This window comes from Bacillus sp. FJAT-26390 (genome assembly GCF_001682865.1).
GTDB lineage: Bacteria > Bacillota > Bacilli > Paenibacillales > Paenibacillaceae > Pristimantibacillus.
In genome coordinates, this window is sequence record NZ_MAQX01000011.1 from 891,046 (window position 1) to 903,806 (window position 12,761).

Genomic DNA, 12,761 nt, shown 5'->3' on the forward strand with positions numbered 1-12,761 from the left:
AATTCTGGAAGGTTTTGAGGATGGCATTGCACGTTATCTAAAATAGACAAGGGTAATTTGATCCATTCCCTTGTACATGCAAATGGTAAACATGATATAATTATGTGTGCGTTTAACCAGCAATGAAATAGATAACAGAGACGTTAGAGAGAGGGGGATTACGATGTTTGCGAAGCGCCTGAAGCAGCTGCGTAAAACGAGGAAATTGACCATGCAGGAAGTGGCCGATTACTTAGGGGTTGCCAAAAGCACGTATGCGGGTTACGAATCCGGGTACCGGCAGCCGACCATCGAATCCATTCAGACGATCTCGCGTAAGCTGCGCACATCGGCGGACTATTTGCTCGGGCTAACTGATTATCCGGAGCCTCCAATCGAGCTTAACCATAATGCGAAGGAATATTTGAATTACGAACAGCTCCACTGGGACGGAGTGCCTCTGGAAAGGGACGATCTGGTGCTCATTCGCAGCCTGCTCGAACGTGTGCTCCGCGACCGCACCTTGCCAAAGGATGAATAATCAATCCGTCATTAACCGCCCATTAGCTGCAGCAGCTTCGCCTCGAACTCACCTTGAAGCTGCAGCATCAATGCGCTAAACTTCTGCTGCCACTCCTCTGTAATCGCTGAATCCACATCAGCCTTCTCCGCGTTGTCGATCTTCTCTTGGAATTTCGTATTGCATGTGTTCTCCACATTCGCAAGACCGTCCATCCACTTCTGATTCAACTGCTGAAACGCATAAGGATCTGACATATCCAACTGCTCGATGCTTGCTTCCGCGCCTACCAGCACCTCATTCATATCCTGCGTGCATTTTGCCTGAAGCTGAATAATTTCTTGCTCGTATTTCTCGGACATATTTACCGGCGGTTCCGTTACGGCTGGCGTTTCCGGATTTGTCGTGCCTGGTGTTGACGTCCCCGGCTTCGTTGTGCCTGGCTTTGTTGTGCCCGGTTTCGCTCCGCCGCCAGCGCCTGGCTTCACTTGATTTGGCTTCGCCGTATGGACAGGCTTCGTAGTTTGAACGGGCTCCGAGCCTTTATCCGGCTCAGTCGTCTCCTTCTCAGGAGGCGCCGCTTCTTCTCCGCCCACAGCCGGTTTATCGGTTGCTTGCCCCGCTTTATCTGTGACTGCTGGCTTCGCTTCATCCGCAGGAGGCGTGCTTTTCGGATCCGTCACGACCTCATCAAGGTCAATCAGCTCCGCTTGCTCATTCTGCGCTGCTCCATCCGCGCTTACGATAAGCGCTTGCTGCGAGGAATCCTTCCAATAAAGCCCGCCCCACGCTACGATCAGAATAATCGTTAACGAGCCTAAAATAATGTTAATGGTATCCGGTTTTTGAAAGCGGGGACGCCTCTTCCTTCGTGCATGCCGTTGACTCATATGCGGCTACCACCTTTCGTTTGTAATAGAAAGAAGCCAGTCTTCCTTCCCCAATCGGAGAAGGAAGACTGGCTAGAGATTAAGAACGCATGATTTCCATAATAATAGCGGTCAACAATTTATTGACCTTGCTTTTTGTTTCGTTGATCGCTTTGTTCTTCAATGAGTTAGTCGCTTTAACATTGTTGATAGCATTGACTGCTTCGTTTCTTGCCTGCACAACCTCTAGAACCAGCTCCGCTTTTTGCTCGTCATTCGTCGCTGCTTTCAGCTTCTTGTTAATAGCTGCAAGCTTATCATCAAGTGCCTGAGCGATCTTTTGCAGCTCAGCCTTAGGATCCGTTTCCACTTCACCGTTAATGAGCGTCACCTCTTGCTGGAAGATTACTTTAGCCGAGCCTCCGTAAGGATTAATCAGCGTCGCTTGAATAACGGCCGTGCCTGTAGCCACCTTCTTCGGAAGCGTTACTTTACCTTTGGAATCAACGGTAACATCTTTGCTTCCCGATACTTTCTTCCATCTCAATAATGAATATGGCAGCTCTTTACCAAACAGCTTCAGCGTGTAATCATGCTGTCTGCCGTTTGCCGTTACTTTTACAGCCGATATAACTTCTGAACGGATATAAGCGACAGTCAACGCGTTAAGCGCACGCTCATCGTTTTTCAGCTTCACTTGGAATTTCAAAACCGTCGAACGAATGTCCGTCGATTTAACGCCTAAGTTGTAAAGGGCTTCGCTTAATGCGTAGTCGTCCTTCTCTGCGATAATCTCCGCCATCGCTTCCATTAGCACTTCATTCATTTTATCCTTATTGCCAAGCAGCTGGGCAAGCTCTTTCGTATTCATGTCCGAGATGATGTCGCGAACCGTTCCTTCAATGCCCGGACGATCATTGCCATCGCCAAACAGTAGCAATAGGAAGTCGTCCATCGTCAGGGTCGTTACGCCGCCTGCTGCCGCAATCGTCTTCAATGTTGCTCGGAATTCAGGATTCGTACGAATCGCTTCGAGATCCTTGCCCTCCGGATCATACTGGATGGAGCCTACTGCTTGAATGATTTGGAATAGGCTCTTCTTCAGCTCCTCTTGATTAACCGATGCTGGAAGCTTCGCCTTGATTTTGTTCCAGACCGGATCAATCAACGCTTGATCCTTAGCGAAGCTAAGCTTCGTTATCTCTTCGCGAAGGTTGCGGACATCCTTCACATCCGACGGATCTCCGGCTAGCAGCGCCGCATGGAGCTTGTTCATTCGTTTCAGGAATTCCTCGGCAGGGAAGTGGTCTCCCTCGCCTTCCGCGGCTGTTAACGTCACTTGTTTCTCAAAAATAACCTTCGCTGTGCCGCCGTAAGGATTAATAAATGTCGCACGTATAACGGCCGAACCGGTTTGCGTGCCCCGCGAGAGTGTAACCGTGCCGTTCGCCGCCACCTTCACGTTTTCGCTTCCGGATACTTTGCTCCACCGCAGCGCAAGCGATGGAACCGCTACGCCAAATACTTTTAGGCTAAATGCCTGCTCGCGGCCGTCTTCACTCGTTTTTACCGTCTCTACAGCTCCTGCGCGCACGCTGGCAATCGTCAACGCTGCTTGAGCCGGCTCATCCTTCTTCAGCTTCAGCTGGAAGGCCGCCAATGTCGCGTTAAGCTCGTTAGGCGTAATGCCTACGCTGCTTAGAAGCGAGCTTACTTTATAGTCATCCGTTTCGCCAAGCAGCTGCTCTATCGCTTTAGGCACCAACGCGGCAAACGCTTGCTTGTCCCCGAGCAAACGCAGCAGCTCCGTGGAGGACAAGGCTGCAATCTGCTTCCGAATCGTTCCTTCCACGCCAAGCTTCGCGCCGCCATCGCCGAATAGATATAGCAGAAGATCGTCTACGACGAAGCTCGGCTCGCCGCCCGCTGCTCCAAGCGCCTTCAGCGCTGCCCGGTATTCGGGATTCGTACGAATCGCCTCTAAGCCGGATGCCTGCGGGTCATATTGAATCGAGCCAACAGCCTTCATTATGTTGAACAAGGTTTCTTTCAGCTTGGCTTGATCTGCCGTTGCCGGCAGCTTGGCAGCGAGCTTGTTCCAGATCGGGTCAATTAAAGCCTGATCCGTTGCAAAATTAAGCCCAGCTATTTCATCCCGCAAATCGCGAACCGCTTGAATGTCAGCCGGATCGCCTGCCGCAAGGGCGCTGTGCAGCTTGTTCAGACGTTCAATCAAAGGAGCCGTAGGGAATTCCGTTTCCTCTTCCTGAGCAGTCGTCAATGAAACTTCCTGCTCAAAAATAACCTTCGCCGAGCCGCCGTATGGATTGATCAATCTCGCTTGAATAACAGCCTTGCCGCTTGCAACATTGCTTGGAATGGAAACGACACCGTTTGGCGATACGCTCACCTGCGCATCACCGGATACCTTCGACCATTGAAGGACAAGAGGAATAATCGATACGCCAAACACGTTTAGCGTATACGTATGCACGCGCCCGTCAGCCGTTATTTTCACATTCGGTTTCGCTGCCGATCGAATGTACGCCACGGTCATCGCACTAATGGCAGGTTCATCCTTTTGCAGCTTCAGCTGAAAATTCAGCACCGTTGCCCTTACATCCTGCGGCGTTACGCCAAGGTTGCTCAATATTGAGCTAAACTTGTAGGAACCCGTATCGCCTAGCAGCTTCTCCGTCGCTTGAAGCAGGACAGCCGTAATGCCCTGCTTGTTGCCTAGCAATTGAATCAGCTCCGTCGGTGTCTTCTCGGCAAGCAAGCTGCCGATCGTCCCTTCTACGCCCTTCCGGCTGCCCCCGTCGCCAAACAGGAACACAAGAAAATCATCAAGCCTAATATTTTCGTCGCCGCCTGCGGCCGCAATCGTCTTCAAGGTAGCGCGATATTCCGGGTTCGTGCGAATGGCCTCCAAATCGGAGGCATTTGGATCATACCGGAAGGAGCCGACCGCTTTGACCAGACGAAACAGGCTCGCTTTTAATTCCGCTTGATCTACGGTTTCAGGCAGCTTAGCGCTAATCTTATTCCATACCGGATCAATCAGCTGCTGATTTACCGCTTCATCTAGACCGGCGATTTCATCGCGCAAATTTCTAACCTCTTGCATATCCGTCTTGTCGCCCGCTGCAAGCGCGTCATAAAGACCTCTCATGCGCTCCAGGAACACGCTAGACGGCAATTCGGTTTCCGCGGCATTTGCCGTTTGGATAATTCCGAGCTTCTGATACAATCCTTTCTGGCTTAGCGGCAAACCGCCAAGTGAAGCGGTAAGCATTGAAATCGCAAGCGCGGATAAGGTCACCTTTTTTCTAATCGTCATCTTTCGTTCACCTCTAGTCATAAGTTTGGACTAAAATTGCAATACGGGCATTTGCTGCTTCACGCCTTGGTTTAAGCTTGGTCGGCCAACGGAATAATACACGAATTCAGTTCCAATGAGATGCTCTTCTTCGAAAACATTGCGGCCGTCAATCAGAATTGGATTTTTTAATACCTTTTGAAGAAGGCCAAGATCGACCCTCGAGAACTCCTCCCATTCGGTCAACAAGCAAAGCGCATCCGCATCCTTGGCTGCTTCCATCGCATCGGCGCACCATTCGACTCCTTCTATTTGGTAAATAGAGCGGAAGTTATCGATGGCGATCGGGTCATAGGCTCTCACCTGCACGCCGTTATCGATCAAGTGCTGAATGATCTCAAGTGCCGGCGAATCTCGCACATCATCGGTATTTGGTTTAAAAGCTAGCCCCCATACCGCAATGGTCTTGCCATGCAGCTGGCCGTCAAAGATCGTCTCCAGCTTGCGGATAACGTTGAAGCGCTGATCCTGATTCACTTCCACAACCGAGCGAAGCAGCTTGAATTCATAGTCGACGTGGCCTGCGATTTGAATCAAAGCGCTCGTATCCTTCGGGAAGCAAGAGCCTCCATAGCCGATCCCGGCTTTAAGGAACGACGGGCCGATTCGCTTGTCATAACCCATGCCTTCCGCTACCTTCGTCACGTCAGCGCCGACCTTCTCGCAAATGTTGGCGATCTCGTTAATAAATGATATTTTCGTAGCGAGGAAGGCATTGGATGCATATTTGATCATTTCGGCGCTGCGGATATCCGTTACGACGATTTGCTCGGTTAATGGGATGTGCAGCAGCGTCATAATGTCTGACGCGCTTTGGCAATCGGCTCCGATAATAATCCGATCGGGATGCAGCGTATCTTGGATCGCAGAGCCCTCGCGCAAAAACTCCGGCAGCGAAATGCTGTCGAAGCGCTCGTTCGTGCGGGAGCGGATCAGCTCAGCCAGTCGCTCGTTTGTTCCGACCGGCACGGTGCTCTTTACCGCAATAATTTTGTAGCCGTTCATCGCCTCTGCAATCTCGATGGCCGCTTGGTTAATATAAGAGAGGTTCGCCTCGCCGTTTGGCAGCGGCGGCGTTCCTACCGCTAAAATGATAATGTCCGATTGGCGCACCGCACTTGGCAAATCGGTCGTGAACGATAGCATTCCTGCCTCGCGATTCGCCGATGCCAGCTCCTTAAGGCCAGGCTCATAAATCGGAATGCCGCCGGCATTTAATGTATCGATCTTGCGCGGGTCCTTATCCACGCAGATGACTCGGTTGCCTAGCTCGGCATAACAAACGCCTGATACAAGCCCGACGTAGCCGGTTCCAATAACCGTAATGTTCATGCTTATCGCTCCTTCATCGCATTTTTCGTTTATACGGTGCAAAGTCCCAAAATTTCTTTCCAATCAAAAGCCAGCCGGACGATATCTTCTTCAATAAGCTCCGAGCCCGTTTGAATTTCGATAATGTCCATTTCCGTCTCCGCGCGCAGGCTGTGCAGGCTTTCTTTGGAGATCGTCAATACGTCGCCTGATTTCACGACAAAGCTCTTCCCGTTGAGAACCATCGTTCCTTGACCCGCAACGATTGTCCATACCTCATCTCTCAGCAAATGATATTGGTAGCTCAAGTTTTGGCCTTGCGCTACGCAAATCCGCTTCGTCAATACTTCCTTGCCATCCGGATATTTTAAGTAATCGAGCACCCGGTAGCGTCCCCAGCGCCGTTCCTCATACATCGGGCGCTGGTCCGAATGCTTCATGACTTCCTTGATCATTGGGCTTGAAGCTTTATCCGATACGAGAATGCCGTCAGGGCTTGCTGCAACAACGACGTTTGATACGTTCAGCAGCGTAATCGGAATGTCCAGTTCATTGATGACATGCGTATTTAACGAGTCGCCGGTAATGATTCCTTTGCCGATAAGCGGCGTTTCGATTTCCTCGGTCAGCGTATTCCATGTGCCAAGGTCCTTCCAATCGCCCTCATAAGGCAGCGCCACGATATGATTCGATTTCTCAACAATTTCATAGTCGAAGCTGTTCTTAGGAAGCTTGCCGTACTGCTTCAGCATTTCGTCGTATTGAATCGGGAATTCATTGGCGATCAGGATGTTTATGAGAAAATCGAGCTTGAATGCAAAAACCCCGCAGTTCCAAAGCGCAGCCTGCTCAATCATCGCTGCCGCTTCTTCTTCGCGGGGTTTTTCTCTAAAGCTGTGTACATTCACATAGGACTCATCCGCTTCGGCGGATTGTTCCGGAACGATATAGCCGTACTTCTCGGAAGGGTAGGTCGGTTTGACGCCCATAAGCGCCAAATCAGCACCCGATTCATTCAGAACCAGCTCTAGCTCCTTCGTTTTCTGGAAAAATGATTCCTCTACATAAGGATCGACCGGCATGACAACTACCGTCTCGTTCAGGCTTACGCCTTGCACCGAGTATAAATAGGTTGCTGCCAGCGCGATAGCCGGGAAGGTATCTCTTCTCTCCGGCTCGACGATCACTTCGATCTCGCTTCCGAGCTGGCTATGGATCATATCCACCTGCGGTTTGCTAGTTGCGATGTAAGCATGCTCGCGAAGCCCCGCATTCGATATTTGTCCCCATACGCGCTGAACCATCGATTCACGCTCGTCATTGGCGTTTTTGAGCACCTTCAGAAACTGCTTGGACCGCGACTCATTCGACAACGGCCACAGCCGCTTGCCCGAACCACCTGATAGAAGAACAATTTTCATGCTGATTCCCCCTAAAAAGTTTTGTGGAGCATTTACTACCTGAACGTCTTCGCAACAAAACTTGCTTCGAAAGCATAAGCTTAGTTTTGTGGAGCATTTACTACCTGAACGTCTTCGCAACAAAACTTGCTTCGAAAGCATAAGCTTCGTTTTGTGGAGCATTTACTACCTGAACGTCTTCGCAACAAAACTTGCTTCGAAAGCATAAGCTTAGTTTTGTGGAGCATTTACTACCTGAACGTCTTCGCAACAAAACTTGCTTCGAAAGCATAAGCTTCGTTTTGTGGAGCATTTACTACCTGAACGTCTTCGCAACAAAACTTGCTTCGAAAGCATAAGCTTAGTTTTGTGGAGCATTTACTACCTGAACGTCTTCGCAACAAAACTTGCTTCGAAAGCATAAGCTTCGTTTTGTGGAGCATTTACTACCTGAACGTCTTCGCAACAAAACTTGCTTCGAAAGCATAAGCTTAGTTTTGTGGAGCATTTACTACCTGAACGTCTTCGCAACAAAACTTGCTTCGAAAGCATAAGCTTCGTTTTGTGGAGCATTTACTACCTGAACGTCTTCGCAACAAAACTTGCTTCGAAAGCATAAGCTTCGTTTTGTGGAGCATTTACTACCTGAACGTCTTCGCAACAAAACTTGCTTCGAAAGCTACGCACATACGCGCTATCTCATTAAATAACAGGAAAAGCTCCAGCTAATTTGCTCATATCCAGCCTCATAGCGCACTTAACAGGACTTTCTCCCGCTAATTCCGCTAAGATGGCCTTAAAATTAAGAAATCCCCCAAATTACATGGAGGATTTCCAGCTAATTGCATCTATACGCCGAGTAGAGGTTACATTAACAGGAGTTTTTCCCGTTAACTCTCCCTCTCCCGCGCAGCTCTCTCGCCTTGCTAACGCCCGCATTCACGAACGCGCTATGCATCCATCCGCTGAACTATCTTCCCTTCGACACTAAACCCGCCGCATAAGCAGCATTTTTCTAAACGATATAGTCAACAGGAGCAGCACCGGCTAGTTAGCTTCGTTACTCACCACTAATTGAGCCGACTTCACGCTGCTGGTCCATGTATTATAGTAATTCGAGTTTTTGCCGTATGAATTGTCGAGCAGCGTGTTAGGCTTGTCCATCAAGCAGGACAAAATATGTCCATGCAGCCTTGAGGTTTGCACGACGCGGTAGCCGCTGAAGCGCTTGACTGCTTTATCGACCAAATAATCGGAATACTTGCCCCATATCGCCTGCATCGGCAGCGGAACGCCGCTCTTGGTCATCATTTGTCCGATCACCCTAATCGACTTTTTCTCCACTCGGTTGTAGAGGGAAGCCCAGTCCAAATGATCGCCCCGCCCTACCGCTTCAAAGCTCTCCTGCTCGCTCGTCTTCTCGATGTCGGTGCGGAAGAAGCAAAGCAGCTCCTTGCCCGGGCTGCTCTTCGGCAAAATCGGCCATAGCTGATGCGCCATGTCCGGCGATAAATAAACGCAGCATTTGTGAAATTTTTGCACCGCCAAATCATAGGTTAAGGTGTCCCGTACGAAGAGATGCGTATCCTTATGGCTATTGAAGAGGCGCGCTGTCCGCTCATACTCCGCATCGCTCTTAAAGTAAATCGTCTGCGGAAGCAATACGATCCGATGGTTTGGATAGCTGACAACGATCTTCTCACGCAGCTTCTGATGAACCGGATACAGATCGCCGAAGTTTCCTCCGCCCTGCAGCACGATAATCTGATCGTTTGGAATCGTCAGCTTGTCTGGAAAATCAAGGACGCTGTACCGCGCCGCAACGCGGATATGATTGTCTTTGAAAAAAGCCTCTGCCCCTTTCATAATCAGCAGATCCCCGCCATTGTTGTATACCGGATAATCGACATAATAAATGCTTGAGCCAGGCGGAATGACCTTCAGTATTTGGAGAAGCTGCCTCTTTAGACCCTCCATCGGGTGTATGTTCGTTTCCACTAGCATATCAGCGCGCTCCTTTACGTTGTTTTTTCTCTTTCAAACGATTGATCAGAAAACGGAAATCATTTTTATCAAACAGCATATTGCTAAGCCTTACTTGAAAAATCAACCGCATCGACGTCATCGTTACCGCCATGCGGATGACAGCGCCGATCAATAAGGCGAGCGCGATGCCGTTCAGCCCATACAACGGCGTAAACACAAAAAACAAACCGATCGTTGCCGCCAAGGCAATCAACTGGCGCACCAGCACAAGCCCTGGCCGTCCCATCGCATTAAAAGCGGAGGCTAGAATCCAAGAGCCTCCTCCGAGAATGCATTCGATAGACAGCAGGTAGAAGGCATTGCTTGCTTCGAGGAACGGCGCTCCGAACAGGATGCCCATCAGATAACGGCCGATGAACATGCTCGGAATAACGACGATCGTCATCAGCAGCATCGATAACCGAAATGCCCTGCCAACCGTAGCGATAATGGCTGACTTGTCCATGCCGGTTACCTTTGGAAACACAACATTCGTAATCGCCATCTGCACGACATTGAATACGCGAGACAGCGCATAAACGACCGTGTAAAGCCCAAGATCCCTCGCTGTCAGCATCGATAGAATGACGATTTTATCGAACTGCGAGTACAGCGTGCCGAGCAGCTCTACCCCGAATACCTTGCTGCCGTAGCCGAACAGCGCCTTGGCCGCCAACCGATTGCCAAGCCCCTTCAGCCAGTTGATGCGGAGCGCATCCCTTATGCTGTATAAGGACCACGATACGACAAGCACGCTAGTCACAAGAAAGATGAGCGAAGCGTTCTGAAGACTTAAATCCCCGATCGCCCATAGCACCATGAGTCCCGCCAGGTTGAACAGCGGAACATATAAGCGTACGCCGTTGTATACGTTGAACTTGCTTGTGCTCTGTGCCAGAGCCGATATTAAATTGATCGCAAGCAGGATCGGCAGCATGAGCACCGTATACCATCTAGCGATTTGAACGATGTCAGCGGGGTAATTGCCAAGCCAGACCGGCAGCCAAATCCAAGCAACCGCGCCAATGACGATGCTGACCGGAATTTGGAAGAGGAAGCCCGCCCTGACAAAATCGCCGCCGCTGCCTTTATTTTGTTTCATGTTATAAATAAGCGAGGTTGGCAAGCCGAACCCTACGAGACCAGCGAGCAGCGTCGGCCAAAATAAGATAGCTGAGAACTCGCCTTTCCCGACAACGCCGAACATGCGCGCCGTTACGATCGAGGTCAGCGTACTAATGACCATCACTAATAAATTAGTCGCGCTAGTCCGCATAATCGTCTGTACGAGTCCGTTGCCCTTCCAAGCTTTATGAATGGCAAGCTGTGACATCAAGTCAACCCCTACCGTTATATCGCAGGATGCCGACCAGCGATCCGTTGCGGTAACATATTTTCACAACCTGGCTAATGAATCTCTTAAAATGAAAGATAGACAGCAGCGACGTTCCGATCGCCTGAACCATTCGAATCGAATGCTTCACAACGGCAAGGATGCTTCGATCCTGCCGCTTCACTGCATCGCTGACTCCCTGCCAATAGATCCGCTTTAAAAACCATTTTTTCGTCGTGCGCTCTTTGGCGATTTTGTGCTGGACGGGCGCGAACGGCGTATAGTACACCTTATAGCTCTCACGAATCCGTGCAATCAGCTCGCTCTCCTCGCTCGACAGCAGATTGTTGCCGACCCGTCCAAGATCCTCGCGGAAAGGCTTGAACTTCCGAAAGACGCTGGCTCGGAAAGCAACGTTAGCTCCGTATGGAATCGCCGGCGCCGGCATTTCCTTAATTTCATTCGAATAATCGAGAATCGTAAAAACCGAGCGATGCTCCTTCGGAATCCAATCGGGCTCCGCTGCTTCCCAGATCGGATCGATTTTGCCGCCTACGCAGCCGATCAGCGGATCGCTCTCGAAAACCTCCACAATTTGCCGCACCCAGTGGCGGGAGGCGATCGCATCATCATCCAGGAAGAGAATATATTCGCCTCTCGCTTCCTTAATCGCCCGGTTGCGTGCCACCGATAACCCGAGCTTATCCTCAAAAATATAGCGCACGGCCGGACCATGAATCCGCGCCAGCCCGCCTACGACTTCTGCCGTATTGTCCGTCGAACGATTGTCGATGACGACAATTTCAATTTGCTCCCGCTCATAGCTTTGAGCAAGGACGCTTTCAATCGCTTCTCCCGTATCCTTTGCCCGGTTATGGGTGCAGATGGCCACCGTTACCTTCATCCTTTATCCCCATCCTTGGTAAACGTTTTTTATCTTTTGCGCAATCGTGCTCCATTCGAGTTCCTTCAGCACCTCTTCATACTGCGGCGAGCGCTGCTCCCGCTTCACGTTCAAGGCTGCTTTCATCGCATTCTCCAAGCCGTTGTAATCATTCGGGTTGTAGCTCACGACCATGTCTTCCTTGAAGTACTCGTCGATAAAATCATTGTCCGGCATGACGATCAGCTTTCGGAACGACAAGCCGAGAATCGCCGAGCCTGATGTCGTAATCTCCTTGTACGGCATGACCATCACGTCGACGGCGCTGATCAGATCGGCAACCTCTTCATTTGGAATGAAGCGCAAATCCAAAATCATATTTTCCTTATCCTCTACACGCTTCAAATAAGACTCCATCTGCTTGTCCGCTTTGCCGGCTACGATCAGATAGGACTGCTTCGTCTTCACCGCATTGAAAGCTTCTATTAAGTCCTCGACGCCTTTATAGGCTTTAATCGCGCCTAAGAACAAATAAATATCCGCATCCTCGCTAATGCCGTAAGCCTTCCTGCAATCGATGCCCTTTGGCTTATAAACGCCCAGATAATGTCCGTGCTTCACCACAAAAAGCTTGCTTGCCGGAACTCCGAATTCCATCATGACCTTTCGTTTGATCGACTCGGACGCTACCAGCAGCTTGCTGCAAAATTTGCAAATCAACCCGCGCATGAAGCGCTCCAGCTTCTTATATTTCACTTGATGCGGATACAGGTTATGAATCGTCCAGACAAGCTGCACCTTGCGCACCTTCAAATAAACCATCGTCATGAAAAAAATGAACGATTTTACGATGAACAGCAGCAAATTGCGATTTTGATAGGCATGATGCATCCAGTGGATATGGACAATGTCTCCTGCTCTCGTCCCGCCGACCTTCAGCATCAGCTTGCCATGCTTCAAATCCTTTACTTCCATACCTGCGCCGCTCAGCGAATTCGTTAACAAATCATTGTAAAAGTTCAAATCACTCGATTTTGGCCACATCCATACTTTCATCGCCAT

The 12,761-nt window shown here is 50.0% G+C and carries 9 protein-coding genes; 1 reads left to right on the plus strand and 8 read right to left on the minus strand.

The features are described from left to right. Positions 1–163: 163 nt before the first annotated feature. Positions 164–520, plus strand: coding sequence for a helix-turn-helix domain-containing protein (locus A7975_RS15630; RefSeq protein WP_053372374.1), 357 nt, complete (start codon positions 164–166; stop codon positions 518–520). 11 nt (positions 521–531) lie between these two features. Here A7975_RS15630 and A7975_RS15635 read toward each other — a convergent pair whose 3' ends face one another. The 8 genes from A7975_RS15635 to A7975_RS15670 form a co-directional block, all read right to left on the minus strand. Beyond that, positions 532–1,389 (minus strand): hypothetical protein, encoded by an 858-nt coding sequence (locus A7975_RS15635; protein WP_065385688.1) that lies wholly within the window; start codon positions 1,387–1,389, stop codon positions 532–534. Positions 1,390–1,468: 79 nt separating this feature from the next. Further along, positions 1,469–4,708, minus strand: a complete 3,240-nt coding sequence (locus A7975_RS15640) for a DUF1542 domain-containing protein (RefSeq protein WP_065385689.1) — start codon at positions 4,706–4,708, stop codon at positions 1,469–1,471. Positions 4,709–4,738: 30 nt separating this feature from the next. Then, complete coding sequence (locus tag A7975_RS15645; RefSeq protein WP_053372377.1) at positions 4,739–6,079, minus strand: UDP-glucose dehydrogenase family protein; 1,341 nt, start codon at positions 6,077–6,079, stop codon at positions 4,739–4,741. Positions 6,080–6,108: 29 nt separating this feature from the next. Then, positions 6,109–7,479, minus strand: coding sequence for a sugar phosphate nucleotidyltransferase (locus A7975_RS15650; protein ID WP_065385690.1), 1,371 nt, complete (start codon positions 7,477–7,479; stop codon positions 6,109–6,111). A 1,026-nt stretch (positions 7,480–8,505) separates the two neighbouring features. Beyond that, positions 8,506–9,462, minus strand: coding sequence for a polysaccharide pyruvyl transferase family protein (locus A7975_RS15655; protein ID WP_065385691.1), 957 nt, complete (start codon positions 9,460–9,462; stop codon positions 8,506–8,508). 1 nt (position 9,463) lies between these two features. Then, complete coding sequence (locus tag A7975_RS15660) at positions 9,464–10,816, minus strand: oligosaccharide flippase family protein (RefSeq protein ID WP_065385692.1); 1,353 nt, start codon at positions 10,814–10,816, stop codon at positions 9,464–9,466. A gap of 4 nt (positions 10,817–10,820) precedes the next feature. Beyond that, positions 10,821–11,720 carry a glycosyltransferase gene (locus A7975_RS15665; protein ID WP_053372381.1) on the minus strand — a complete coding sequence of 300 codons (900 nt, stop codon included), beginning with the start codon at positions 11,718–11,720 and terminating at the stop codon, positions 10,821–10,823. Positions 11,721–11,723: 3 nt separating this feature from the next. Next, positions 11,724–12,755 carry a glycosyltransferase family 4 protein gene (locus A7975_RS15670; protein ID WP_053372382.1) on the minus strand — a complete coding sequence of 344 codons (1,032 nt, stop codon included), beginning with the start codon at positions 12,753–12,755 and terminating at the stop codon, positions 11,724–11,726. Positions 12,756–12,761 lie beyond the last annotated feature (6 nt).

Bases quoted from the DNA above. Each gene is read 5' to 3' on its own strand.
- A7975_RS15640 (WP_065385689.1), bottom strand. From the start codon at position 4,708: ATGACGATTAGAAAAAAGGTGACCTTATCCGCGCTTGCGATTTCAATG.
- A7975_RS15665 (WP_053372381.1), bottom strand. From the start codon at position 11,720: ATGAAGGTAACGGTGGCCATCTGCACCCATAACCGGGCAAAGGATACG.
- A7975_RS15655 (WP_065385691.1), bottom strand. From the start codon at position 9,462: ATGCTAGTGGAAACGAACATACACCCGATGGAGGGTCTAAAGAGGCAG.
- A7975_RS15650 (WP_065385690.1), bottom strand. From the start codon at position 7,479: ATGAAAATTGTTCTTCTATCAGGTGGTTCGGGCAAGCGGCTGTGGCCG.
- A7975_RS15635 (WP_065385688.1), bottom strand. From the start codon at position 1,389: ATGAGTCAACGGCATGCACGAAGGAAGAGGCGTCCCCGCTTTCAAAAA.
- A7975_RS15630 (WP_053372374.1), top strand. From the start codon at position 164: ATGTTTGCGAAGCGCCTGAAGCAGCTGCGTAAAACGAGGAAATTGACC.
- A7975_RS15660 (WP_065385692.1), bottom strand. From the start codon at position 10,816: ATGTCACAGCTTGCCATTCATAAAGCTTGGAAGGGCAACGGACTCGTA.
- A7975_RS15645 (WP_053372377.1), bottom strand. From the start codon at position 6,079: ATGAACATTACGGTTATTGGAACCGGCTACGTCGGGCTTGTATCAGGC.
- A7975_RS15670 (WP_053372382.1), bottom strand. From the start codon at position 12,755: ATGAAAGTATGGATGTGGCCAAAATCGAGTGATTTGAACTTTTACAAT.